This is a genomic window from Desulfoluna sp. CYM3A (assembly GCF_056829965.1).
Map to the genome: position 1 here is coordinate 1821040 of NZ_CP186556.1, position 25376 is coordinate 1846415.

Annotated in this window: 27 protein-coding genes, 2 pseudogenes and 2 riboswitches; of the genes and pseudogenes, 16 read left to right on the forward strand and 13 right to left on the reverse strand. The window is 59.7% G+C overall.

Features of this window, described 5'->3' with window-relative positions:
* From ACOYW1_RS09445 to ACOYW1_RS09520, 16 genes and pseudogenes are all read left to right on the forward strand, one after another.
* Positions 1 to 183, forward strand: coding sequence for a hypothetical protein (locus tag ACOYW1_RS09445; protein WP_482422588.1), 183 nt, complete (start codon positions 1 to 3; stop codon positions 181 to 183).
* Positions 184 to 200: 17 nt separating this feature from the next.
* Complete coding sequence (locus ACOYW1_RS09450; protein WP_482422589.1) at positions 201 to 590, forward strand: hypothetical protein; 390 nt, start codon at positions 201 to 203, stop codon at positions 588 to 590.
* Between the two features lie 54 nt (positions 591 to 644).
* Complete coding sequence (locus ACOYW1_RS09455) at positions 645 to 920, forward strand: EutN/CcmL family microcompartment protein (RefSeq protein WP_482422590.1); 276 nt, start codon at positions 645 to 647, stop codon at positions 918 to 920.
* 5 nt (positions 921 to 925) lie between these two features.
* Positions 926 to 1105: a BMC domain-containing protein gene (locus ACOYW1_RS09460; protein WP_482422591.1), complete on the forward strand. Its 180-nt coding sequence runs from the start codon at positions 926 to 928 to the stop codon at positions 1103 to 1105.
* Positions 1050 to 1472, forward strand: a complete 423-nt coding sequence (locus tag ACOYW1_RS09465) for a BMC domain-containing protein (RefSeq protein ID WP_482422592.1) — start codon at positions 1050 to 1052, stop codon at positions 1470 to 1472. The genes ACOYW1_RS09460 and ACOYW1_RS09465 overlap by 56 nt, the downstream gene beginning before the upstream one ends.
* A 241-nt stretch (positions 1473 to 1713) precedes the next feature.
* A complete protein-coding gene (gene eutM / locus ACOYW1_RS09470) occupies positions 1714 to 1992 on the forward strand; it encodes an ethanolamine utilization microcompartment protein EutM (RefSeq protein WP_180141182.1) in 279 nt (92 codons plus the stop codon).
* A gap of 176 nt (positions 1993 to 2168) precedes the next feature.
* Complete coding sequence (locus tag ACOYW1_RS09475) at positions 2169 to 2504, forward strand: cupin domain-containing protein (RefSeq protein WP_482422593.1); 336 nt, start codon at positions 2169 to 2171, stop codon at positions 2502 to 2504.
* Positions 2504 to 2620, forward strand: coding sequence for a hypothetical protein (locus ACOYW1_RS09480; protein WP_482422594.1), 117 nt, complete (start codon positions 2504 to 2506; stop codon positions 2618 to 2620). Before ACOYW1_RS09475 ends, ACOYW1_RS09480 begins: the two co-directional genes overlap by 1 nt.
* 44 nt (positions 2621 to 2664) lie before the next feature.
* Positions 2665 to 3565 (forward strand): annotated as a pseudogene (locus ACOYW1_RS09485) (iron-containing alcohol dehydrogenase); the annotation flags it as partial.
* Between the two features lie 269 nt (positions 3566 to 3834).
* A complete protein-coding gene (locus ACOYW1_RS09490) occupies positions 3835 to 5199 on the forward strand; it encodes a 4Fe-4S dicluster domain-containing protein (RefSeq protein ID WP_482422595.1) in 1365 nt (454 codons plus the stop codon).
* The gene (locus ACOYW1_RS09495) at positions 5196 to 5747 is read left to right on the forward strand and encodes a BMC domain-containing protein (RefSeq protein WP_482416608.1); all 552 of its coding nucleotides are present in this window, start codon (positions 5196 to 5198) and stop codon (positions 5745 to 5747) included. The genes ACOYW1_RS09490 and ACOYW1_RS09495 overlap by 4 nt, the downstream gene beginning before the upstream one ends.
* Before the next feature lie 155 nt (positions 5748 to 5902).
* Complete coding sequence (gene cutC, locus ACOYW1_RS09500) at positions 5903 to 8308, forward strand: choline trimethylamine-lyase (RefSeq protein WP_482422596.1); 2406 nt, start codon at positions 5903 to 5905, stop codon at positions 8306 to 8308.
* A 275-nt stretch (positions 8309 to 8583) separates the two neighbouring features.
* The gene (locus ACOYW1_RS09505) at positions 8584 to 8943 is read left to right on the forward strand and encodes a BMC domain-containing protein (RefSeq protein WP_246317792.1); all 360 of its coding nucleotides are present in this window, start codon (positions 8584 to 8586) and stop codon (positions 8941 to 8943) included.
* Between the two features lie 106 nt (positions 8944 to 9049).
* Complete coding sequence (locus ACOYW1_RS09510; RefSeq protein WP_482416606.1) at positions 9050 to 9619, forward strand: ANTAR domain-containing response regulator; 570 nt, start codon at positions 9050 to 9052, stop codon at positions 9617 to 9619.
* Between the two features lie 171 nt (positions 9620 to 9790).
* Positions 9791 to 11386 (forward strand): alkaline phosphatase, encoded by a 1596-nt coding sequence (locus tag ACOYW1_RS09515; protein ID WP_482422597.1) that lies wholly within the window; start codon positions 9791 to 9793, stop codon positions 11384 to 11386.
* A gap of 59 nt (positions 11387 to 11445) precedes the next feature.
* Positions 11446 to 12615, forward strand: a complete 1170-nt coding sequence (locus ACOYW1_RS09520) for a YibE/F family protein (protein ID WP_482422598.1) — start codon at positions 11446 to 11448, stop codon at positions 12613 to 12615.
* A 392-nt stretch (positions 12616 to 13007) separates the two neighbouring features.
* Here ACOYW1_RS09520 and ACOYW1_RS09525 read toward each other — a convergent pair whose 3' ends face one another.
* From ACOYW1_RS09525 to ACOYW1_RS09585, 13 genes and pseudogenes are all read right to left on the reverse strand, one after another.
* On the reverse strand, positions 13008 to 15272 hold the full coding sequence (locus tag ACOYW1_RS09525) for a hypothetical protein (protein WP_482422599.1): 2265 nt from the start codon (positions 15270 to 15272) through the stop codon (positions 13008 to 13010).
* Between the two features lie 138 nt (positions 15273 to 15410).
* Entirely contained in the window at positions 15411 to 16124 is a 714-nt protein-coding gene (locus ACOYW1_RS09530) for a hypothetical protein (RefSeq protein WP_482422600.1), read from the reverse strand.
* A gap of 197 nt (positions 16125 to 16321) precedes the next feature.
* Positions 16322 to 17050: a hypothetical protein gene (locus ACOYW1_RS09535; RefSeq protein ID WP_482422601.1), complete on the reverse strand. Its 729-nt coding sequence runs from the start codon at positions 17048 to 17050 to the stop codon at positions 16322 to 16324.
* Between the two features lie 191 nt (positions 17051 to 17241).
* Entirely contained in the window at positions 17242 to 17823 is a 582-nt protein-coding gene (locus ACOYW1_RS09540) for a hypothetical protein (protein WP_482422602.1), read from the reverse strand.
* Positions 17810 to 17971: a hypothetical protein gene (locus ACOYW1_RS09545; RefSeq protein WP_482422603.1), complete on the reverse strand. Its 162-nt coding sequence runs from the start codon at positions 17969 to 17971 to the stop codon at positions 17810 to 17812. Before ACOYW1_RS09545 ends, ACOYW1_RS09540 begins: the two co-directional genes overlap by 14 nt.
* Positions 17972 to 18018: 47 nt before the next feature.
* Positions 18019 to 18300: an outer membrane protein transport protein gene (locus ACOYW1_RS09550; protein ID WP_482422604.1), complete on the reverse strand. Its 282-nt coding sequence runs from the start codon at positions 18298 to 18300 to the stop codon at positions 18019 to 18021.
* Between the two features lie 19 nt (positions 18301 to 18319).
* Positions 18320 to 19684 (reverse strand): OmpP1/FadL family transporter, encoded by a 1365-nt coding sequence (locus tag ACOYW1_RS09555; protein WP_482422605.1) that lies wholly within the window; start codon positions 19682 to 19684, stop codon positions 18320 to 18322.
* Between the two features lie 63 nt (positions 19685 to 19747).
* Entirely contained in the window at positions 19748 to 20803 is a 1056-nt protein-coding gene (locus tag ACOYW1_RS09560) for a transporter (protein ID WP_482422606.1), read from the reverse strand.
* 71 nt (positions 20804 to 20874) lie between these two features.
* Positions 20875 to 21528, reverse strand: a complete 654-nt coding sequence (locus tag ACOYW1_RS09565) for a C39 family peptidase (protein ID WP_482422607.1) — start codon at positions 21526 to 21528, stop codon at positions 20875 to 20877.
* 266 nt (positions 21529 to 21794) lie between these two features.
* Entirely contained in the window at positions 21795 to 22439 is a 645-nt protein-coding gene (locus tag ACOYW1_RS09570) for a hypothetical protein (protein WP_482422608.1), read from the reverse strand.
* A gap of 183 nt (positions 22440 to 22622) precedes the next feature.
* The gene (locus ACOYW1_RS09575; protein WP_482423896.1) at positions 22623 to 23051 is read right to left on the reverse strand and encodes a hypothetical protein; all 429 of its coding nucleotides are present in this window, start codon (positions 23049 to 23051) and stop codon (positions 22623 to 22625) included.
* 232 nt (positions 23052 to 23283) lie between these two features.
* Positions 23284 to 23661, reverse strand: a pseudogene (locus tag ACOYW1_RS09580) (DUF6160 family protein); the annotation flags it as partial.
* A riboswitch (cyclic di-GMP riboswitch) is annotated at positions 23632 to 23737 on the reverse strand. Its footprint overlaps the pseudogene before it by 30 nt.
* An 85-nt stretch (positions 23738 to 23822) precedes the next feature.
* Entirely contained in the window at positions 23823 to 24689 is an 867-nt protein-coding gene (locus ACOYW1_RS09585; RefSeq protein WP_482422609.1) for a DUF6160 family protein, read from the reverse strand.
* A 41-nt stretch (positions 24690 to 24730) separates the two neighbouring features.
* Positions 24731 to 24817: riboswitch (cyclic di-GMP riboswitch) on the reverse strand.
* Between the last annotated feature and the right edge of the window lie 559 nt (positions 24818 to 25376).

The window sequence follows — 25376 nt, forward strand, 5'->3', positions numbered from 1 at the left end:
ATGGATGTGGAAGCACTGGTAAAAGCCATCGCCGCCGAGGTTCTCAAGCAGATCGACGGCCGTGACGAGGCACCCAGGGTACTCATCATCGGTGAGAAGATCTGTCCCAAATGCCAGGCCGCCGAAAAGCGGCTGGGCGACGGGCACGCCTTTCTCTACCCGGATGAAGACCCGGGGCTTTAAGAAGCCTGCGGCGCATTGTGCTATTTTCTCCCACTCGCCACATGGCGGACATGGCCGCGGGCAAGGCCGATGGACCCCTGATGGAAAAGGTCCTGGCAGCCCTTCTGGCCGGTCACCCGGTGGAAGTGATGGAGTTTGAATACAAGCGGTACGCCGATACCGCCCCCGAAGGCCTCATGCGGCTCTTCGAGGGACAGGAGGCGGCACTGGCCTCCTTCGGCCTGTCCGCCATGGATATGACGAAACGCGACACCGTCCGGATCAGGAAACCCCTGGTGACCGAATCGGACGTGGCAGAGGCTGGCCGCAGGGGCGCAACGGAGCTTTGGCTTCCCGCAGACGCCCAGGTCACCCCCCTTGCCGTGGAGAGCGCCAAGGAACTCGGCATCACCCTTACCCGGGGATAACAACCAACGGGTCATGGCCACTGGGCCGGACCCAACCCTTACGAGGCGACCAGGATGATCGTTGGAAAAGTGATCGGCAATGTGTGGGCCACACGAAAAGAAGACGGCTTAAGCGGCATGAAACTCATGGTGGTCAGGCGCCTGGACGCTTGCACCAACGAAGAGCTTGACTCCCTGGTGGCCGTTGACTTCATCGGCGCGGGCATCGGAGACCGGGTCCTCGTGGCCACCGGCAGCTCCGCCCGTAACGCAGGCTCCATTTCTGATGCGCCCGTGGATGCCACCATCGTCGGCATCATCGACGAGGTCGAGGTTCAGGAGGGGATGTAAGGGCCATGGATTCCCTGGGCATCATAGAGAGCCGAAGCATCGCCGCCGGTGCGGTCCTTGCCGATATCATGGTCAAGGCAGCAGAGGTGACCCTCCTCAAAGGCGGGCACCATATGTTCCGGTCGGTACATGATCCATGTGGGCGGCGACCGGGCGGCCGTGGCCGCCTCGGTGACGGCCGCTGAAGCCGCGGGCTATGCCCTGGCCGGAAGCTACACCATCGGGGGCGTTTCGCCCCAGGTGCTTCAGGCCCTCAAAAGGGGCCTGGCCGTGCAGGGTCAGGGTGCCATCGGCGTGGTGGAATGCCGCACCGCTTCATCGGGCATCGCCGCAGCCGATGAGGCCGTGAAGCGATCTGCCGTGGCGCTGGCCCGCATCGTCACCGGCCAGGGCATCAACGGGAAGTCCTACTTTGTCCTGACGGGCGATGTGGCGTCGGTCCGGGAAGCTGTGGACGCGGCGCGGGAGTCCCTGGGCAAGGCCCTTGTGGAGGCGGTGGTGATTCCGTCCCCCGACACCTCGGTGGTCAACGCCCTGGTGAAGCGCCCGTAAGGGCCAATCGTTTGATTTTTGAAAACCCATGTAACCATCGCTCGGGGCGCGCTTGAAGCCCTCGGGCGGTACCACGTGATCAACTTGAAACCACCGTCGCTGCTCTTTTGATTTCCGGTACGGCATCACAGGCAACGCTCAGCCAACGGCGGTATGTTGCAAGCGGATCTATATAATAAGGTAGAACGCAACATTTTTTAAAAGCAGGATACCTACTTTTTTAAAAAAGGAGATACGCACAATGAAAGCATTGGGAATGGTAGAAACCAAAGGTCTTGTGGGCGCCATCGAAGCAGCGGACGCCATGGTTAAAGCAGCCAACGTAGAGCTGGTGGGTCGTGAGCAGGTTGGTTCCGGTCTTGTCACTGCCCTGGTTCGCGGTGACGTAGGCGCCGTCAAGGCAGCCACCGACGCCGGTGCAGCCGCCGCCGATCGTGTGGGCGAGCTCGTGAGTGTTCACGTGATTCCCCGTCCCCACTCTGAGGTGGAGCTCATCCTCCCCAAGAAGCAGGAAGCATAAATCGCCCGTGACCGGCGGCGTGGGGATTTCCCATGCCGCCGGCCGCAGGGTCCCGATTCGTGGCTTTTCGTTCCACAAGGGGCGCGCACGCCTTTGATGGGACGACGAACCAGGCACCGGGACACCCACGACCTGAGTTATCCTATACACCACACCGAAGAAAAAGGAGTCCGAGCATGGATATCAATGAAAAAGTCCTTGAAGAGCTGATCCGAAAAGTGGTCACCGAGCAGATGGGTGGCGCCAAGGCACCGGCCTTTCAAAAAGTCGTGGACAAAGAAAGCGGTGTGCTCTGCGTGAAGACCGAGACCGTCAAGCCCGAGCCCTTTGATACGGGCAAGGCCGGAGACAAAGTCTTTCTCACCGACATCGTGACACTGGACGAGAGCCCCCGCCTCGGCTGCGGCATCATGGAGATGGAGGCCACCTCCTTTGACTGGACCCTCAAGTACGACGAGGTGGACTACATCATCGACGTCACCTGGAGATCGTCATCGACGGCCGCAAGGTAGTGGGCAACAAAGGGGACATCATCTTCATCCCCAAAAACACCTCCATCGCCTTCAGCGTTCCCGAGTCCGCACGCTTCATGTACGTCACCTATCCCGCCGACTGGGAATCGCAGTAACCGGAGGACGCAGCTTTGACACAATTTAACGGACGCACCCAGATCTGCTACGGCGAAAACGCCATCAACACCCTGGAGAAGCTCAAGGGCAAACATGCCTTTATCGTCACCGACGCCTTCATGGTGAAGATCGGCTTTGCCGACCGCATCATCAGCGGGCTGGAGCGCGCCAACATCACCAGCAGCGTGTACGACAAGGTGGAGCCCGATCCCTCCCTGGAGACCGTGCGTGAGGGCACGGTCAAACTCCTGGCCGACGGTGCGGACATGATCATCGCCTTAGGGGGCGGTTCCTCCATCGACGCGGCCAAGGCCATCATGTACTTCGCCCCGACAAGGCGGACCCGGCCAAGGGCAAGCCCCAGCTTGTGGTGATTCCCACCACCAGCGGCACCGGCTCCGAGGTAACGGCGGTCACCGTGGTCACCGACACCGAGCAGCAGATGAAGATCCCTTTGATCGATCCCCTGCTGGTCCCGGACATGGCCGTGCTGGACGCCCGGTTCACCCGGTCCGTGCCCCCGTCGGTGACGGCCACCACGGGCATGGATGTTCTGACCCACGCCCTGGAGGCCTTTGTCTCCACCCCGGCCAACGCCTTCACCGACCTGTACGCGGTGCACGCCATCAAGTACGTGTTCCGTTACCTGCTGCGCTGCTACCGCAACGGCGACGACATGGAAGCACGCCAGAACATGCTCCTTGCCTCGTGCATGGCAGGCATGGCCTTCAACAACAGTGGCCTGGGCGTGGCCCACAGCATCGCCCATACCCTGGGGGGCCTGTTCCACATCCCCCACGGCAAGGCCAACGCCGTGCTGCTCCTACGTCATCCGCTTCAACAGCTTTGACGTCCGGGACCGCTACCGCACCATCGCCAAGAAGCTCGAACTCCCCTGCGAGACCGTGGAGCAGGGCAACGAGAGCCTCATTGAGGCGGTGCGCTGGCTCAACAGCCAGATGGGCATCCCCAACCGCATCCGGGATTTGGACATCGACGAAACGAGTTCGAGACATCCCTTGAGACCATGGCCCGCCATGCCATGGAGGATGCCTGCACGTCCACCAACCCGAGGCGCCCCTCCCTGAGGGACATCCGGCAGTTGCTGCGCAAAGCCTACTAACAAAAATGGAATGTCATATGAGAGAGCAGATTGTAGAGAAGGTTAAACGCCGGCGTGGTAGGCGCCGGGGTGCCTGGGTTCCCGACGCATGTGAAGATCAACGCGACGGTGGACACGGTCCTTGTGAACGGTGCCTCCTGCGAGCCCCTTCTGATGAGCGATCCCTACATCATGGAGCATGAGCTCGATATCATGATCGAGGGATTGAACGCGGTGCTGGACGCCACAGGCGCCTCCCGCGGGGTCATCTGCATCAAGGGCAAGCACGCCAAGGCCCTTCAGACCATCAAGGACGCTGTGGCCAAGGACACCACTGACCAACCTTGCCCGCAGGAAGCCTTTGAGCTGAAGGATTTCTATCCGGCAGGCGACGAGCAGGTCCTGGTCCGTGAGGTCACCGGCCGCACCGTGCCCGAAGCGGGGATTCCCCTTCAGGTGGGCGTGGTGGTGAGCAACACCGAGTCCCTGTACAACATCGCCAACGCCATGAAGGATATTCCCCTTACCGAGCGCTACGTCACCGTCACCGGTGAGGTGGGCCGCGACATGGTGGTGAAGGTGCCCGTGGGCACCATTGTCTCCGACCTCCTGGCGTTTGCGGGCGGTTCCAAAATTTCCGACTACCGCGTGGTGGACGGCGGCCCCATGATGGGGCGCGTGCTCCCTGATACCGATCAGCCCGTGACCAAGACCACCAGCGGTCTCATTGTCCTTGATCCCGAGCACAACGTGGTCAAGGGCAAGATCAAGGACCCGGCGTCCATCAAGCGCATCACCGGGACGATCTGCTGCCAGTGCACCCACTGCACCGACCTTTGCCCCCGGCACCTCCTGGGGCACGCCATCGCACCCCACAAGCTCATGCGCTCCCTGTCGGCCCTGGTGGCCGATCCCGAGGCCCGCAAGGCAGCCCTTCTCTGCTGCGAATGCGGTGCCTGCGAGAAATTCGCGTGCCCCATGGGCCTTTCGCCCCGTGAGGTAAACGCCATGATTCGCAAGGAGCTCATGAAAGAGGGGATCCGCTGGAACGGCACCGGCGAAGAGCCGGAAAACCACCCCTTGCGCGACGTGCGCTACATTCCCACCAAGCGTCTGATGCAGCGCCTGGACGTGCTGAAATACGACACCCACCCCGGCATGCCCGAAGAGCGTTTCGTGCCTGAGCGCGTGGCCATTCCCCTTGCCCAGCACATCGGCGCTCCCGCCGCCTGCGTGGTGAAGGAGGGCGACCGCGTTGCCAAAGGCGACCTCATCGGCGAGATCCCCGAAGGGGCCCTTGGGGCACGCATCCACGCCAGCATCGACGGCGTGGTGACCTCCGTCGAGGGCGGTGTGGTGAGGATTTCCAGAGAGGTAGGGTGCACTGTGCGCACCAGAATAGATATCCGCAGCAAAAAAACGACACGTCACGCCCGAGCGCTCGGCGTCGTGAAGATCAATGAGGTAAATGTATGAATTACAGAACAATCGGTGTTGTCGAAATGAACAGCATCGCCCTGGGGATCCAGACCGCAGACGAAATGAGCAAGGCCGCCACCGTTGACCTGGTGATGGCACGCCCCACCTGTCCCGGACGGTACCTGATCATGGTGGCCGGGGACACCGGATCCGTCAAAAGCTCCGTGGAAGTGGGTCGTGAGATGGGAGGGGAGCTGGTCATCGACTGGTTCGTGATTCCCAGCGTTCACCACATGGTGCTGCCCGCTCTCTCCGGGGCCACCATCGTGCCCCGCATCAACGCCCTGGGGGTCATCGAGACCTACACCGTGGCTTCCTGCATCCTTGCCGCCGATGCCGCAGCCAAGTCCGGCCAGGTTGATCTCATCGAGATTCGTTTTGCCGCAGGCCTTGCAGGCAAGTCCTTTGTCACCATGACCGGTGACGTGGGCTCGGTGAAGGCTTCTGTGGCCGCCGGCATCGAAGGGGTGGGCGAGTCCGGCCCCGTCTACAGCCATGTGGTCATTCCCTCACCCAGCGACGACCTCAAGGCACAGCTCGTGTAACGCAGCCGACCGGTTTATTTCCTTGGACCGGTTTCCGTCATGGGGGAGCCTTGCGGTTCCCCCATGATCCTGATCCGCGATATGCGTTTATTCGCATATCGCGGATCAGGATCATGCACTACGGTATGTACCCCCCATTTTCGAGGAACGTGATAATGAACCCCACAACAGACCCCCGTCAAAAGAGAGCCCAGCTTCCGGCGCGCCTTGCGCGCTTGAAAGAGGCATATCTCAGCGTTAAGCCGAGCATGACCATCGGCCGTGCCCAGGCCTATACGGCCGTGGTCGGAGAGTACCCCGAGCTGCCCAACAACCTGCGCAGGGCCATGGGCTTCAAAAGGGCCTGTGAGACAGCACCCATGCTGATTCAGGACGACGAACTGGTTGTGGGGCACCCCTGCGGCAGGGCAAGGGCCGGGGCTTTTTCACCGGATACCGCCTGGAAGTGGGTGCGTGATGAGCTCGACACCATCGGTTCCCGTCCCCAGGACCCGTATGTGATCAGCGAGGAAGACAAAAAAATTCTGAGGGAAGAGATTTTTCCCTTCTGGGAAGGCAAGTCCCTTGAGGAAGCCTGCGAAGACTGGTTTCGCAAAGAGGGCTTGTGGGAGTTCGGTGCCGAGTCCTGCGTAAGCGATCTGACCTATCACATGTCAAGCGGCGGCGGAGACACCAGCCCCGGCTACGATATCATTCTCTTTACCAAAGGGATCGGCGGCATCAAGGCCGAAGCCGAGGCCCATCTGGCAGAGCTCTCCGGCGACGCCCCCGAAGACAAGGACAAAATATCCTTTTATCAGGCGGCCATTGAAACCTGCGAGGGCATCCTCATCTATGCGGACCGCCTTTCGGCCCATGCCAGGGAGCTTGCAGGCAGGGAGCAGGATGAAACACGCAAGGCAGAACTCGAAAAGATCGCTGAGGTCAACGCCCGGGTTCCGGCCCATCCGCCCGAGACCTTTCAGGAAGCGCTCCAGTCCATCTGGACCATCCAGTCCCTCTTTTTGATGGAAGAGAACCAGTGCAGCACCTCCCTGGGCCGTTTTGATCAGTATGTCTATCCCTGTTACGAGGCCGATCTCAAGGCGGGGACCCTGGACGACGCCTTGGCCCTTGAGCTCATGGGCTGCTTCATCATCAAGTGCTCGGAGATGATCTGGTACACCCCGGAGGCCACCGCCACGTACTTTGCCGGGTACATGCCCTTTATCAACCTGTGCGTGGGCGGCCAGAAGCGCGAGGGCGGGGACGCCACCAATGACTTGACCTACCTTGTGATGGACGCCGTGGCCAGGGTGGGGGTCTATCAGCCCTCTTTGGCCTGCCGCATCCACAACCAGTCCCCCCAGGCGTATCTTCAAAAGGTGGTGGAGGTGATCAAGGCCGGGGGCGGCATGCCCGCCTGCCACTTCGACGACGCCCACATCAAGATGATGCTGAGGAAGGGCTTTGATTTTGAGGACGCCCGGGATTACAGCCTCATGGGCTGCGTTGAACCTCAGAAATCCGGCCGGATCCACCAGTGGACGGCCGGGGGCTTTACCCAGTGGCCCATTGCCATTGAGTTTGTTTTCAACCGCGGTGTGCTGGCATCCTACGGCCCCGACAGGCAGGGGCTCGATACCGGTGACCTGGACCGGTTCACCACTTTCGAGCAGTTTGATGCGGCCGTGAAAAAGCAGCTGGACCACATCATGGCCCTCACAGCCAGGGGAACGGTGATCAATCAGACCCTGGTGCGGGACATGATGCCCACCCCCTATATGTCCCTGTTCGTGGACGGGTGCATGCAGAGCGGAAAAGACGTGACCGCAGGGGGCGCAGTCCTCTACGAAGGGCCCGGAACGATCTTTGCCGGGCTGGGCACTTACGTGGACAGCATGGCCGCCGTGAAAAAACTCGTTTTTGATGAGAAAAAGGTCTCCCTTGCCGAGCTCAAAGCAGCCATGGACGCAAACTGGGAAGGGTATGAAGAGGTGCGCCGGGATTGCCTTTCGGCCCCCAAATACGGCAACGACGACGACTATGCTGATTTCATCGCCCGGGACATCGTGGACTACACCGAGAAAACCATCAACGGGTTCACCACCCTTTACGCCCGCATGATCCACGGCACCCTGTCACAGTCCTTCAACACCCCCCTGGGTGAGATGGTGGGGGCCACCCCCAACGGCAGGGCCGCCGCAGCGCCCCTGTCAGACGGCATGAGTCCCTCCCAGGGGGCCGACGCCAAGGGCCCCACGGCCGTCATCAAGTCCGTGGGAAAACTTAACGTGGAGTCCATGAGCCTGGGGATGGCTCACAACTTCAAGCTGATGGAAGGCTCCCTGGAGACACCCCAGGGCGAGGCCGGGCTCATCGCCTTGCTCCGCACGGCCTCTCTTTTCGGCAACGGGCAGATGCAGTTCAATTATATCGATAACGACACCCTGAAAAAGGCCCAGGAGTCACCCGAGGAGTACCGTGACCTCATGGTTCGGGTTGCAGGGTACAGCGCCTTTTTCGTGGAACTTTGCAAAGAGGTGCAGGACGAAATCATCAGCCGTACCATGTTGGATTGATTCTACCCCGGATATTTCATGAGAAAACGGCCAGACCGAGGTAATGGAGTGTTCATAGGGGCCGCTACTGTAAAAAAATAGATATTTCAAAAATACAAAATGAATTCATGGCTTTTTGCTCGATTTTCTCACCCTTCGGGCGAGCCGAGTGCACCCATCTTCTGCGTTATCAGAGCCTTGAGGTAAACCACTACATCTGCAGCTCTGATGCCTTGAATATGGGTGCACTCGACTCGTGAAATATCCGGGGTAAGGCCAACATTTTTGGAGATGATGTGAAGACAGAGGCAAACGAACACAAACAGCGGGTCATCCAGGAGTATGTGCCGGGTAAGCAGGTGACCCTGGCCCATGTGATCGCAAGCCCCCAGCAGGGGATCTACATGAAACTGGGCCTCGACGACGAGGCCGGGGACGCCATCGGCATTCTCACCATTACCCCGCCGGAGGGGGTGATCATCGCAGCGGACATCGCCACCAAGGCGGCCGCTGTGGAGATCGGTTTTCTGGACCGTTTTGGCGGTTCCCTGGTGCTGGTGGGGGATGTAGCCGGCGTGGAATCGGCCCTTGAAGGGGTGCTGGATTTCTTCGACGGGGTGCTTCGGTACGCCTCCGTTGAGATGACGCGCTCGTGACCGGACGGTGAGAGCATGAACCCAAAAACAAAAACAGATTACCCGGAGCCGGTGCGAGTACCGACGGCCCGTGGTGCATGACATAACGCAAGGTGTTGAAACAGGCATGAAATACAGAATTGTCGTAGTCGATGACGAGCCCTTGATCCGCAAGGGCATCCGGGAGATTCTCGAAGGCGCGGGATACGATGTGGTGGCCGAAGCCTCCGACGGCCTGGACGCGGTGGTGGTCTGCCACAAGCACAGGCCCGACCTGGTGTTGATGGACATCAACATGCCCCTTCTGGACGGTTTGAAGGCCGCCCGTATGATCCGCTCGGAAAAGACAGCAGGGGGAATCCTCCTGGTGACGGCCAACACCGGCAAGGAGAGCGTGGACCTGGCCAAAGAAGCGGGCGTCATCGGGTACGTGGTGAAACCTGTGAAGGAGGAGGCCCTTCTTCCCATGGTGGAGATCGCCGTGGCCCGGGCTGCCGAGATCGCCGAGCTGGAGGGCGACGTTGAGGAAGCCCGTGGTCAGCTGGAGGCCCGGAAGCTGGTGGACAGGGCCAAGGGCCTGTTGATGAAGACCTTCGATATCAGCGAGGATACGGCCTATAAGAGGCTGCGCAAGCTCAGCATGGACAAGCGCTGTTCCATGAAGGAGATCGCAAAGGTCATTGTCATGAACGCCTGATGTGTTGAGGCGGGCCGTGGGCGGGGATCCGTGGCCCGTCGTTTTTACCATTGGTTGTGAACAATGGTAACGATGAGAACTGGAGAAACAATGTTGAGAGGAGATGTCGGCGGGTGAGGTGAAATCATCCGTCGGCTGCAATCCGTAACACACTACATAATGGAGACATACATGACATTCTATCGACGTGGTAAAAAAGCGGTCCGCACCATGGTGCTGTCCGCCGGGCTGATCCTGATGGCTTCTGCAGCTTTTGCAGCAGGGACTCCCAAGTATGTGTTTTATTTTATTGGAGACGGCATGGGGCCTGTCCAGCGCCAGTCCGCCGAGTATTTTTACAAGATGGAAACCAAAGACCCCGAAGCCAAGCTGGTGATGAACAGCCTGGATACCTCGGCTCTGGTAACCACCCATTCGGACAACACCCTGGTGACCGACTCCGCCGCGGGCGGCACCGCCCTTGCCACGGGTTTTAAAACCACCAACGGCCTGGTTGCCAAGCTTCCCGACGGCAGGAACGTCACGACCATTGCCGAGGCTGCCCGCGACGCCGGTTATGCCGTGGGCCTGGCCACCACCACCCGCATCACCCACGCCACCCCCGCATCGTTTTCCGCCCATAACATGAGCCGCGGCAACGAGAACGAGATTGCCGTGGATCAGCTGAACTCCGGTTTCGATTACCTGGCAGGCGGCGGGTTCCGTCACTTCGTGGCCAAGGGCAACACCGAGGGCCTGAAGTCCAAGCGTAAGGACGGTCGCGACCTCGTAGCCGAGTTCAAGGCCAAAGGGTACACCACCTTTGTGGGTGACAAGGCCCGAGACGCCTTCCGTGCCTACCAGCCGAAAAAGGGCGAGAAAGTCCTGGCTCCCCTGGGATACAGTGCCCTGGGCATGGAAATTGACCGCCGCTTCACCACGAAAAAAGAGAACGTCATGCCCGCGCTTTCCGAGCTGACCGCAAAGGGCATTGAGCTCCTGGCTGCCCAGGAGAAGCCCTTCTTCATGATGGTGGAAGGGGGCCGCATCGACTACGCTGCCCACTGCAACGACGCCGCCGGTACCATTTACGATACCCTGGCCCTGGACGCCGCCCTGGCCGAAGCCTACGCGTTCTACAAAAAACACCCCGAAGAGACCCTCATCGTTGTGGCTGCCGACCATGAAACCGGCGGCATGGCCATGGGCATCAGCCTCGATTCCAAGGGCTACTTCCTGAAGCTGGACGAACTCTTCAAGGTGAAAGCCTCTGTGGAAGACGTTCTGGCCTATGTGTACCCCGGGATGATCAAGGAGTATGCAGATGTGAAGAGCCGCCGCAAAGCCTACCTGGCCTACGTGGCCGAGAACTTTGGTCTCACCGACCTCAACCCCCGGGAGCTCAAGCAGCTGGAGGCGGCCATGGCCGTAGAGGATCGCAACCAGACCCTCAAACCCGAGCAGCAGACCACCTACGGCTATGCCTACACCCCCACCATGATCGCCGTGGCACACCTGGTGTCCGAGCGTGCCCGCATCAGCTGGACCTCCTATGTCCACACCTCGTCGGTCATCGCCCTGTCCGCAACAGGCTACCAGGCCGAGCAGTTCAACGGCTTCAGGGACAACACGGATCTGCCCCGCATCATGGCGGACATCATGGGGGTCAAGCTCTCCTCCTTTGATGTGGATCCCTCCAAGGCCCTGCTGGGCAAGACCGTCGGTCCCAACGAGAAGTACTCTAAAATTCCCTACGGCCATACCGAGAACGTGGCAGGGAAGAACTAACGCATATCCATGCTAAAAAGGGGGCGGGTTTTTCCGCCCCCCAACGGCCCGGAGGCCCCATGCGAGTATTGAAAAGGTCACTGGAGGGGATTCTTCTCCTGATTATCCTGGCGGCGGTGTGCCTGGGTGGCCAGCGCTGGCTGCATGGCGGGAAAGGGCGACCTGTTTGCGAAACGGCCGGAACCGTCATTTCTGTGGATAACGGGGAGATTCTCAGGGCAGGGGCCGGGGCTGTGGGGATACAGACCGCCACCGTGGTGATAGTGGACGGTGAGTTTAAAGGTCGGCAGGTGAGGGCCATCAATCACCTCAACGGGCAACTGGACATGGATGAGATCTATGCGCCGGGGGACCGCATCCTTCTTGCCGTGCAGGCGGTGGATGGAACCATCACCGATGCCAAGGCCATCAACATGTATCGCCAGAACTGGGAGCTGGCCCTCTTCGGTGTTTTTGCCGCGGCCCTGGTGATCTACTCCCGCCTGGTGGGCGTAAAGGCCCTGCTCTCCTTTGTGGGGGCCCTGGGGGTGCTGTGGTGTTTTTACATCCCCAACCTCCTCGATGGTGCCTCGCCTCTCCCCTTGAGCCTTGTGGTCCTTGTGCTTCTTTCCATGGTGATCATCTTTACCGTGTCCGGCATCACCCGCCAGGGGATTTCTGCATTTTTGGGCACTGTCTGCGGCCTGGGCGTGACCCTGGGGCTGACCCTTTTTTTCGGAGCCCGTCTTCATTTAGGGGGCATGACCACGCCTTTTTCCACTCTGCTTCTGGTCCAGGGCGGTTACGGCCTGAACATGCAGCATATTTTTTATTCCGCGGTGCTGCTGGGGGCCTCGGGTGCGGCCATGGACATTGCCATGGACGTGAGCGTCTCTATGGGGGAAGTCAAGGCCAAGCGGCCCGATATCGGGGTGCGCGAGCTCATCGCCTCCGGGTTCAATGTGGGCCGCATGGTCATTGGCACCATGGCAACAACCCTTCTGCTCGCCTATTCAGGGGGCTACCTCACCATGCTCATGGTGTTTGTCTCCCAGGGTACAAGTTTTTCCCGCATCGCCAACATGAAACTGGTGGCCGCCGAGGTCTTCCGGATTTTGATCGGCAGCATCGGCCTGGTCATGGTGGCCCCGGTGACAGCTGTTATCGCCGGGGTGCTCCTGAGTGCAGGCAGCGAGGCATGGCGGATCGGCGGGTGGCGCCAAGCCCTGACACGCCGCAGGCCATTTTGAGCCGCGTGGGGCGTTGTGTCTGCCTCTTCCCCTTCTTTTTTGCGGTGCGCAAGCGCACCCGACCTTCCATCCAGGGGCAACGTATTTAAAAAATCAGTTGCCTCCGGCGGGTCGTTTTTTGAAAAAAGCTTCCGTCTGCGCCTTCGGCTACGCCGTGACAAGCCGCAAAAACGTTCCGGTAATTAAAAAAGAAGAGGGGCTATGCCCTGTAGGGATGCATCCTCAAAAAACGAAATCTGTTTGTCAAACTTTTCAAACGTTTGGCCCCCGGCAGGGCCGCCCCGACGAAACCTAAATGCGTTAACCCTGATCTTACATCCCCTCCAGCGTTGATATCGCCTCATATCCATATAGAGCGGCCCGGCCGCAACCCAATCCAATGAACAGGTATGTTAAAACCCTGCGGCTCCTTCGACACTGTTGATGAAGCAGCTGGACGAGGACGAGGAGGGGCTCTCCATGGGAGGGGCCGGTTCCTGGGGCGTGGTCTGGCTCAGAGCAGTTATCACCAGCCCATTGTACTTTTCGGCCAAGGCCCCGTGGACGGTGCCGTCTTTCGCAAAGGCAGAGACCTGCTCGGCGCTGCTTTTGGTGGTGTAGGAGGCAAGGGCCTCGGGTGCTTCGGGGTCGTTCAGGCCAAAGGTGAAGAGGCCTCCCGCCCCTGCGGCGGCAAAGGCCACCTGGTTTTGGACGGCCAGGTGTTGGTAGCTGCCGGTTCCTGGTGACGGGATCAGGGCGACGGTTCCCGGAATGGCAAGGGGGTTGGTCACATCTTCCACGGCAATGCCCCGGCCCTGGTCGGCGATGAGAGCATAGGTGCGGCCCTCGTGGGCAAAGACCGCAACGGACACAGCGGTGCCGGGGGTGGCCTTTTCCGCAATGACCACAGGGGCGCCCGGGTTGGTGATGTCCACGATTTTTAGCCCCCGTTCGTCGGCAAAGAAGGCATGGTTGCCCATGGTGGCCACATCCCGGGCCGTGCCTGGGGTAAAGCCAGCGAGGTTTGCGGCCCGGGGCGTGCCGGGAGATGCCGGGTCGGTGATCTCGACAACCACATAGGGCTGTGCGGCGCCATTGGCCACGCAGGCATAGGTTCTGGAAGCCGAGACAAAGGTTGCCACGGCTGTGGCGGTGCCTGAGGTGGTTGTGGTGGAGAAGAGGACCGGGGCGGATTTGGTGGAGACGTCCACCAGGGTGAGCCCCTTGGCGCCGTCGGCGATGCAGGCGGTGTTTCCGGTGACGGCCACGTCGTTTGCGGGGCCCTCGTTTTCGTACATTCCTTCAAGGGACGGGGCCGAGGGCTCGGCCGCGTTAAAGATGAAGAGGCCGCTGTCGCCGTCCAGAAGATAGACATATCCGGCATGGTACCACACCGCATCCCCGCTCACCGGAGAGGCGACGGTCTGGATGTGGGCCGGGGCGGAAGGGGTGGCCACATCGATTTTCTGCAGGCCGTTTTGGGCTGCGGCCATGAAGGCGTCGTCGCCGATGAGGTCCACGCTGTAAGAGCCGCGTGTGTCGGTATGGTAGGCTCCGATAATGGGGTAGTCCAGTACCACGCCGTCCACCGGAGGGGCCGAAAAGTCGATGACCTGAAGGCCCTTGTCCCCGTCGGCGAGAAAGCCGGTGACATCTGCCACCACGATCCCTGTTGCATCCCCCGGGCTGAGGCTTCGCCCAGTGTTGACGATGGGGCTGGCTCCCAGGGCGGCTCCGGGAGTATGGACCTTGAGCTTGGAGGCCACGGAATATTCGGCGTAGGCGTCCATGGCCGTGACGTAGGCATAGAGGTTTCCGTCCGGTGCCTCTGCTGCAAAGAGGCCCGTGACCAGGGCGATGGATCCGTACAGGAGATTGCTTCGCATGTCCTTGGACACCGGGTCGGCAATCACCTTGGGATCGGTGACGTCAAAGACCCGCAGACCGTGGTAGTAGTCGAGGACCAAGGCGAAGGTCTTTCCGTCGAAGCGGCATGCCGTGGCGTTGGTATAGCCGCCGGTGGTTTTGTAGGTGCCGTTGATGTCGGGTTGCTTGTACCCGGAGATCCGGTCTGCGGTCTGGGTTGTCAGGGGCTCTTCCACGGGGTTTTCCGGGTCGGTGACGTTGATGACCCGCAGGCCGAAGTTCATGTCCGCAAGAAAGATAAACCCGTCATGATACCCCAGGCCCCTGGCGTCGATCTGCGGCACGGCCTGGGTCTGGGTCTCTGAAATGAGCCGTGAGCCCGGGTTTCCCGGGGCCTGGCTCAAGCTGCCCTTGAGGACCGGCGCTGAGGCGGAGGGTGTTCCGTTGAGCCCCGACAGGTCGTAGATGAGCAGGCCGCTTTGGCCTGCTGCCACGTAAAGGGTTTCCGCGCCAGGGGCGGGATTGTAGTGGATGTCGTGGATGACGGTGCTGGTTTCCACACGCATGGCGCTCACCGTTGCCATGGTGTCGCTTTGGAGGATGGAGACGGTGTCCCCCACGGACCATGCGACAAGGGGCTGGGCATAGTTCCCATGGTCCCCCGAGGTCACGGCATTGGGGGACGGGTTTAAAAAGGAGGCCACCGGGGTGTAGGGCCATCGGGCCAGGGCGCTCAGGGTTGCGGAGGCCAGGGCCTGGGTGGTGGCGGTGCAGAGGAGGAGCAGGGCGAAGGTGCAGTGTTTGAGGTTCATGATGCGATCCACCGTGAAGGAGCGGGTTCTGGGTTCTCGGCCCGGGGGCCGACGGGTTGCATGACACATGGGACCGGCCATGGTCAGAAGGCAACGGCGGCGGAGATCCCAAGGGCTTCCTCGTCGCCGAGCCGTGATTCAACGGTCAGGGAGACTGCCCCGGGAAGCTGCACCGAGGCGCCAACCACAGTTCACGTTTTTTGACCAGGTGATGTCGTCTTCGTAGTCGATGTACCCGTGGGGGTACCAGTAGCTCCGGATGGTTTTGTTGATGTAGCGCTCGTTGCCCGTGATACTGGAAATCCGTGCTCCGGCATAGGGATGAATCCCCCAGAGCTCGGCGGCGAGCACCACGGCAAGCTGAATCTCATCCAGGGTGGCGGAATAAAATGTACCGTTGTCGCTTAAGCTGTCGTCTTCAATGTCAAACCTCCGGTAGGTGATATCCATGCCGAGGGTAAAGGGCACCTCCTCGCGAAAGGTCCCCTTGTGCAGGAGCACTGTGGTGCCGATGCCGAAGTAGAGATCCGACGACGACTCGAAATCGCTGCTGGTATCAAAACCGAAGTTGATGGTGGTGTCTGTGTAGTGGAAGGTGAGCTCGGTGTCGCAGGTACCGGTAAGGGCGTAAAGGGTCCATGCGTCGGACATCACCGCACCGATGCGCAGGCCCATGCAGGTGAAGGTGCTTTCCGATGAGCGGATCTGCTCATAGTGCCTCACCTCTTCGGTGGACGATCTGGGATCGTCCCATCGAATCCTTCGCTGCTGGTCGTCGAGGGTGTTGTCCTGGATGTTGCATGGACCGCCAACAGGCGGGAGCCCGGCTCCGGCAACATGTTGCCATTCCACAGGGCAGGGTCTCCGATGTTTCCCACGGGTGCGCACCGTCCCGTGGCTGCGTGCAGAACAAGCAGCAGCATGACGGTTGTGAAGAGTGCTCGTGTGTACCGAATGTCCATCATATATCCACGTTAGCCTTTCGTTCTCAGCTTTGTCCGCTATCCTCAGCCCTTAGCCCTTAGCCCTTAGCCCTTAGCCTTTAGCCTTTAGCTTTCAGCCCTTTCTATCTCCACCTCAAGCCGAAAAAACTCGGCCTCGGGTTCCCTTTTCAGGGCGATGCCGTGGAGGCGGGTGTCGGACCCGAAGACGATGGGCACGGATTTGAGAAAGCCCGCGTACCGGTTGTCCGTGAGGGTACCGTCGATGCAGATGCCCCATTGACTGTTCACCAGGGCCTTGTAAGCCAGGGTGGTGCCGTCGGGGCTGAAGCAGGGGGGGCCGATGTCGTCAAAGGAGGGCTGCTCTTTGCCGTCGACCACCATGATCCTGCGGTCGTCCAGGGAGGCCGTATAAGCGACGGATGAGGAGTCCGGGCTGAAGGTCGGTCGGCTCACCTCGTCGTACGGGGTGCCCCTGGTGCCGTCCAGCACCATGAACCATCGGTTGTTCTTCATGGCCCTGTATGCCAGGTGCCTGCCGTCGGGGCTGAAGACGGGCATGCCCACGGAATCGTATTTTTTTTCTTTTTTGTCGTTGACCACCACAACGGGTTTGTTCTTTTTAATGCCCACGTAAGCCAGCCTGGCCGAGTCAGCGCTGGTAATGGTGGGGCCGAGCTGGTCAAATTTCGGGCCCTTTTTACCATCGGTGATCACCATCCATTTTTTCCCCTTTTGGGCAGAGTAAACGAGACGGGCCGAGTCGGGGGTAAAGAGCGGGGCACTTACCGTTCGGTATGGTTCGTGTTCCTTCTTGTCTTCAACAATGAGGAGCATGTTGTCTGCCTGGGCCACACACGCCAGGTGGCTGGAGTTCGGGCTCCAGGTGACGGCGCTGATGTTTTCGTAGGCCTTGCCCTCGGCGCCGTCGCAGACAAGGGCCCACTTTCCTTTCGTCCTGGCCGCAAGCTAACGCCGGTGAGTCCGGGTGAAGGTGGTCTCTCACTCCTTCGTACGGGCCGTATTTTTTATCCCCCACCACGGCGAACCACGCCTTGTTGTTGGCAGCCAGGAAGGCTGTTTTTTGCGAATCGGGGCTGAACAGGGGCATGCCGCTTACAAAATCGAAGCGCTCTCCGATGTTGCCGTTGACCATGGCGGCCTGCTTTTTTCCCTCCTGGATCCTGCAGGCCCAGGAGAGGCCGTCCGGGCTGAAGAAGCTCAGATCTGATATCTGTCGAGGCCGGCCCTTTTTCTCCGTCCACCACGGTGCGGGCTTTGTCGCCCTCATAGACGATATAGGCCACGCGGTCTGTGTACGGGCTGAAGATGGGGGTGCCCTTGGCCACGGCCTTGGCATCCGGGCCTTTGATACCGTCCACATAGACCGCCATGATGTCGTTGACCCGGGTGGCGTAGGCCAGGTGATCGGCGTCGGGCAGGTTGACCCGGATGCCGAAGATTTTGGCATTGGCCGGGATTTTTCCCAAAGAGACGGGAGTCTCTTTCAACCGGATCTCCGAGCCCAGGGCAATGTGCGCGCCGGGCAGACTCAGGATGAGGGCCAGCGCAAGGGCCCGTAACCATGGGCGACTGTCAGTGCATCTCATGGGACGGTATTTCCACTTCTTCATGGGTCTCCTTTTTGTCCTTTTTAAACGGGTTGAGTTTTCCAACCAGGTGCTTGACGGTCTCCATCTGGTGGTGGAGGAGTTCCATCTGGACCTCCAGGGGCATCTCAATGGAGAACCCGGCCATGTAGATGGCCGCCTCCTGCTCATAGTGGAGGCCCGCATAGTGGTTGCCTATTTGGTGAGTACCCGTTTGAGTCCAGGCTTGGTGCTCTCGTTGTTGGCCAGCTTGAGTTCGTCGGAGAGGAGAAGGCCCAGGGTGAGGTTCAGCTTGATCCCCTTGTCGAGTTTCAAGCCCACGCCTGCCCCGTAGAGGGTTGCGTCCGGGAGAAAGTAGAGGGCGTCCATCTGGTCCTGGTTCAGGGAGGTGGGGCGTCGTTCGTAGCCCAGGCGGAAGGCGAGGTTGTCCGTGGCCTGGTACTCAATGGCAGCGCTCCAGTGCCAGGTGTCCTTCATGTCTCGCTCCACCACGTAGTCATTGTCGCCGTGGGCGTAACCCAGGAGCTTGGCGATTCGTAAGATCTGGATTCGCTAGGTGAAGGGTCGACAATTGTGCTGCCTCCACCACGGACCAGTTGGCCCAGTGGAGATCCGCCAGGATTTTCAGGCGGTCGAAGGGTTTGACCATGATACCGGTCTGGACGCGCATGGGCAGGGTCTGGGTGGCGGTGACCGTGCCCGTCTGAGTCTCCACAGGGATGAAAGGAAGGTCCAGCATGCCTGCGCTTTGCATGGTCATCTCGGTTTTACCGTTCCACTCCACATGGCGCTGGAACTGGTCGCTGTAGGTCCATGTGTACTCCCCGGTGAGCTCGGCCACGGACTCGCTCTGGTAACAGATACCGAAGGAGAACCAATCCTTGGGACGCCAGAGGAGCCCCAGGTTGAAGGAGGGCACGAAATCGTCCCGCAGCTCGTCGAGCTGGAGGCTCAGGACGTGCTCATAGGGGCCCAGGCCGCCCCCGAGCCAGGGCGGAGGGAGGGTCTGTTCGGAGACCACGGGGATCTCAAGGTCCTTGGTGGCGTCGCCGATGACGCGGGTCATGGCCACCAGCTCGTTGGGGGTCCTGAGGTCTACCTCCACGCCCATGGCCCGCTGGGCAAAGCCAACGGAGACCCCTACGGACAGGGTGTCCGACAGCCTCAGGGAGGCGGCCGGGGCGGCATAGACCAGGTGCTGGGTGTAGACACTCTTGGCGCTGTACCGGTAGGGGTCGTCGTCCTCGTCTCCGTGGACAAAACCGGCCCCGTAGGGGACGTAGTTGGCAATGCCGAAGGTCAAGGGGCTGTTTTTTTTCCGGGAGGCGATGCCGAGGTTGGGGCTGGGCATCACCGGGACCTCCACCGGGCCCACAAAGGGGATGTACATCTGGTTGGCGGAGTTGGTGCCCTCGGTGCCGTCCAGAGGGTCGGGACCGGCGTGGTTGCTGTTGGGGTCCGTCTCCTTGGAGTAGGTGTCCGGCCATTTTTCGGGGTCCGGCCCCCACTGGCCGCTCATGAGCCCGGGCCAGTCGGGGTCGGCGTTGAACCGACCGGTACGCTCGATACGGGCCAGCACCAGGCTGTTGCCGAAGGTCTTGCCTTCGGGTAGCAGGGACAGCCCGGCAGGGTTGTAGTGGATGGACATGATGCCCGGGGGATCGGCGGTGACGGTGTTGGCCAGGGAGAGGGCCAGGGCGTCGGTGGCCACCTGTTCGTTGAAGGCGGCGCGGCACAGGGGAGGGGAGCCCCAGAGAATCAGCAGGGCACAGGCCATCCATGCGGCGCATCGCCAGGTATGGCCCGGCCTGGAGCCTGTTCTGGGTGAGGGGCCTTTTTTGCTGTGACGGAACACGTCCATTATTCCTCCGCGCCTGTAGGGGGTGCCTTGCGTGGAAGCGCACCCGACCCGGGACGATCCGGGCTAAAGTTCGAACTCAAAGGGAACTCGCACCAAAACGGAAAAATCAGGGTCGTTGTTGGTCAGGCCGAAATTGAGTTTGACGTTGACCGATCGCCTGGGAGACAAATTCCATCCGGTGCCGACGCTGAAGGTGGACGACATGGTGGACTCGGACCGGGTGTCGTCGATGCCCACCCAGTCGTAGTGTGTTTTCATGGAGTAGCTGTACTGGTAGCTCAAGTTCAGGGAGACCTTGTAGGAGAGTGAATAGCCGATGCCCATGCTCAGGGAGTAGGTGTCGCCGGGCTGGACTTCGCTTAAGTAGATCCCGGCCTCGCCCTGGGTGCCGGTTTTGTAGTTAAGGCCCGTGATGTCGAAGCCGTGCTGGTAGAGAATGCTACCAAAGGCCACCAGGGGGTCGATGGGCTTGCTCAGGCTCAACCCGGCCGAGACCGCGTAGCCCCCCGAACCCGTGGAGATCTCCGTGGTGCTGTCGATTTTGTAGGGGCTCCTGCCCGTGGGGACGATGAGGGAGGCGCTGAGGATCTTGGAGGTGGTACCTCCTCCGGCTTTCACCGGTTGCCACTGGGCGCTGAAGGAGACATCCCCCAGGTCGGTGACGTCCTTGGCGTCCGACCCGCTCGAACTGTTTTTTTTGTACACAAAGGGAACGTTCATGCTCAGGGTGATGTTGTCCTTGTGGGGGTACTCCACGAGGACGGCGTTTGTGATGCTGTGCATGGCGTTGTGCTCGACCTTTGAGGCCTCGACGATGGCGTCGTAGGTGTAACCGGTGTAACGGAAGCTGTACTCCAGCCCCAAGGCTCCCTCCCGCATGAGGGTGTAGGCCCTGCCAGCGGCGGAGAGGACATCCTCCGTGGTGCCTTTTTTTTCTTCTTCCGTGCTTTGCAGCTCCTTTCGGACGTCGTTTTCTTTTTCCATCTGTGAGAGCCTCTCTTCGAGGAGCTGGAGCTTTTCTTTGAGTTGCTGCACCTCCTGCGACTCCTCGCACAGGGCAACGGAAGAGAAGAGAACCGCGAAAATCAGAAAGGGGAGTATGTGTAAGCGCCTCGTCAATAGAATCTCCTTGGTCTGGGGCAACAGTGGCGGACCTTCGGTTACGGGCCCTGCAATAGCGAAAATCGGCGTCACGGCTTGTAGCGCTGCGACGGCCCGACGTAGAAATCCGTTTCAAGTTCTTTGGGGAGGTCAAAGGGTGTTTCCTTGTCAATGATGAGGCTCCGTTGCATGTCCTGATCGATGAATCGCATGTCTTCATCCTTCAGGCGCAGGCCGGAAACCACGCATCCTTTGTCCGGGAAAATTTTAAAAAGGATGCTCTTGTACCACATCTTTTCAAACTGGCTGATGGTGTAGCTTCCGTTGCCACGCCAGGGGTCTGCCACGATGACGTGGTCCTTGTTCACTCCTTTGAGGACGACAAAATGACGGTAGCCGAAGAGCTCCAGGGGGACAATGCAGGGCCAGTTTTCAGCGTCCTTGATGTCTTCGAGTTCGGCGTTGAACCCCCCGGACTCATAGCCCAGTGCCCCGACGAACTGCTGCATGTCCCAGAGGGAAAAGGCCCTGAGCCGCTTGATCTGCTCGATGTCCCCGAATTTCATGAGGCCGTTGATAATCTGGGTTTCCGTGAGGTTTTCCCCCAGGCAATGGTTGAGGAGGGTGCCCAGGGAGGCGGACCCGCAGCTGTAATCGTGCTGCTGCTTGACGATGTTTTTGAAAAGGTCTTCGGAGAGGGGGGAGACCTCCTGGCGCACCCTGAATTGGTGCTCGTTTCCCACGGCAAACTGGCTTCACCTGCGGGAGGTCCTTGGGGATGGAACCCGGCAAAAAAGCAGATGCAGAGGATAATGCCCAGGGCAGCGTGCATGAAACCATTCCTTTGTGTGATGCGGTGAAACCCGTGTTCTCGTGTGTGGTCGCGTGATCTGTTTGTTTGTGAACGAACGCGTTGTTTTTAAAACTAAGTTACCCGGCAGCGGTGGCATGAACCGCCGGGCGTTCTTTTTTTCCCTTGGCCTTTCGCCCTTGGTTTTGGGCCTTTTTGCTATGGTCTGTCCCACCACTGGCCCGGCGTCAGGGATTGTTCGTCGAATCCGGCCACCACCTGGACGCCCTGTTGGGGGCCTTCCATGTTGATGATGAAGAAGAGCCCCATGTCTTTGTCTGCGTATCCGTCGGAGTTGAAGGCAAAGGTGGTGGACGGAACCGGGTCCCCCGGGGTGGCGGGTTCGGTCACCGGGGCCCGGGTGAGGTCGGCAGCCTCCCAGTCTCCGCCGGTGAGGGCGGTGTTGTAGGTCCCGGAGTAGCTGTTGAAGGTGGCTGTCAAATCGCCCTGGAGCCGGTTGCTTCCTAAAACCACGCGCTGGAGTTCGTTGGTGGAGCTGTTGAAATCAGCCATGAACATGAGGCCGTCGATGTCCATGTCATCACTTACTGAGTTTCCGATGGAGACCTGTGACCATTGCTGGTCCCAGGCTGTGACGCCGTTTTTTTCATAGTAACCGGCGGAAAAGGCATTGACCGTGGTGTAGGTTTCCATGTGGATATCCAGGAACATCCGCGCGGTGTTGTTGTCCATGACGAACTGGGTGAACCCCTGCTGGGCCGTGGTCTCTTTCATCTCGGACGGAGCCAGTGGTTTCAGCTTGGCCGCGGACGGGGCTGCAGCACAGAAAAACCAGAGGAGCACAAAGGCTGCCGCACGCCACCTGGCAGCTCGTCTGACTGCTGGAAAAACGCCCGCCAAGGCTATGTGAAGAGTCGGTTTCAGCATGGGTGATCCCGTGAGCCTGTGTTTGTTATTGCCCTTCACCACTGTTTTTTTATTTTTTCCTATTCCCTATTCCCTATGACCTATGACCTATGACCTGACTTACGGTACCCCCAACCCCCGTCCCGGGATTTCGATGTAGAGTTTGTGGGCCTTGATGTTATCCAGGGCCAGGGCCCCGAAATCGTTGCCACCGAATGCCAGGTTCTCTATGCGCAACGATCCCTCCATGGGCATGTTGATGGCGATGAACCCGCTTCCCAGGCGCGGGTTGGGGATGGGGTTTCCGTCGGCGTCGTCGGCCCAGGAGGCGGTGGTGTCCGTTGCCACGTCGATGGTCATGGGATTGCCTGAGGCGATGTTTCCCAGGACGAATTCGCCGCCTGCCTGCCAGGTGGACGGATCGCTGGGGGTGTCTGTGGGGTTGTCCGTAAAGGAGCCGGCAAGGGTGATTCCGGAGAGGGCCAGCTCGTCGCCTGGCCCGGTGCCGTAGGAGAACCGGTCCATGGTGATGCTGGCCCCGTACTCCATGGCCGTCGTGGGCGCCGAGGGTGAGATGAAAAGACGTTTTGGAGAGGTTGTCGACGGATGCCGAGCCGATGTCGTTGCCGCAGACAAGGATGGATTCGACGGTGAGGTCTTTGTGGTAATCGATATCTTCTCCCGCCAGGTAGATCAGGGGAGTCCCGTTGATGGGGCTGTTTGCGTCGGAGACGGTGAACATGTCCAGGGTGATGCAGCCCATGGCATTGTCGCCGTTCACATCCGAGGTTCCCACATCAATGGTGGTGAGGGATTCGATGTTTTGGAATTCCATGGTGCCGGACGGGTTGTCCGGGTCGGTGAGACGGAAGGCGTCGACGTGGTGGTAGATGGCCACATCATCCATGGCGATGCTGATTCCCGCCTGGGCGGTAGCCCTTTTCATCTGGTCGTTGGAAAGGGGGTGCAGCCCCAGGGCAGTGCAAGGCAGGGCAAAGAGTACGGCCAGGAACGTGAAGACGCCATGGCTTTTGCGGGCGAGGCTTTTTGCCATGCCGGGCAAACAATGGCGCGGGGATGTGCCGGTTGGTACCAGGGGCTTTGTCATGGGCATGATATCCTCAGACACTGTGGCAACCCGACCATCCGCTCCACGCATTGCTCAGGTGGCTTTACCGCTTGCGGACTCGTTGGCTTTCCGTCCCCGGATTGCTCCGGGTTTGGCTTTGTCTGGCTCGGTGCGTGAAAACGAGCCCCTTTCAGGTGAAAGGGGCCCGCGTCAAGCGTCATACGATGCGAAACGTGAGACGGGTAAGGCCCTTAGTGAGCAGCGATCTCAACGGTTCCGCCGAGGATGGCCATAACGGACTTGCCCTTGGAGATGTGGATGAACTTGGCGCCGTCATTGTGAGCGCCGGAGGCTGCGATGCCTACGTCATAGGAATCAGCCGTGGTGCAGATTTCAACGGTGGGGAGGCCGATGACAACACCGGCGACCTGGGTGCCTGCGTAAGCAATGGCTGCGGTGTTTCCGCCGCCTGCGGCAAAGGTTGCGACGGAGGCATCGTAATTGGTGACGCCGGGTGAGACTTCAGTGGCAGCCCAGGTGTCGTAGTCGCCAGCACCGGAGGCGAGGAAGTCAGCCTGGACGGCGGCAGCAATGTCGGTGGTGGATGCGGCCACAGCAGCATCCTGGTCGGCCACGGCAATGCCGGAGGCGTTGAACATCATGCCGGAGGAGAGTGCCTGGGTGCGGGAGGCCACGTCAATGTTCAGGGGACGGATGTCACCCTGGTCAATGCCGATGGCGCCGAAGGCGTCGCCGTTGTTCAGCAGGGAAGCCGAACTGTAAGACCTGGCAAGCTTGCCGCCGCGATCGGTGTCATCCAAAATGGCGTAGATGGTGGTTACCTTTTCTTTGTTACCGATAACAACTGAAGCCGCAGCACCCTCAGCCACGCCGCCCTTGCCGCTGGCCGCGTCCATGTCGTAGTAGCCGTCGGTATCGGTATAGGTGGTGGCACCCACGGACTGATACAGCACGATGTTGTCAAGGGCGATGCTTACACCCGCTTGACCGGTGGCGTCCTTGAGGCTGTCGGTGGACATGGGGGAGAGGGCAGAGGCCGTCATGGGGGCGATGGTGATGGCAGCACCAACGATGAGGGAAAGAACTGATTTCTTCATCTACAATTACCTCCAAAATAAATAAGTGAATAGATGGTGCCAGAGGCGGCCCGACGATCCGCACTTTTCAGGAATGCGGACTCGTGGCTTTCCGTCGCCGGATTGCTCCGGGTTTGGCTTTGTCGGTGGCTGTGGTGTGGTATGCCTGGGTACAACCTGTTATGAAACGTCAAAACACGAAAGTGTTTAAAACCAGCGTTGGCGACGGCATTGCGTATCAATTGCGGGGGAAATCATTCCCACATGAAAACGTGGGGCAATGGAAAACAAGTTCACATCGTGGGGGTGTTTTGGTAACGCGGCCGTCACATGCACCTCATTGGTTTGGAATGCTTGAAAACGGCATGATGCGGGGCTGTTGTCGGTCGCATCATGGGGTGAACTCTGTTTTAATATTAGAACGTCGATAGAGTTTGTATGATTTGTTTTTCATATGCCATGCATGATATTTCGTGTCAAATTTTATTTTGGTATAAAGGCAAGGGAATGCTTTTAACTTATTGAAAGTAAAACTGAAAATAATTTTAGAACGGTGGAAAGATGATTTTGTCCACTATTCTGGATAGTTGGGCGTCTGGGTGGCCCTTCTTGGTGATGCTCTGAATTGTGTGTCTTTGCTCTAATGTATTGAAAGTAATAAAGAATATATTTGTTGGCTGCGGAGGCGTTGGTGCGGGTGGTGGGGGG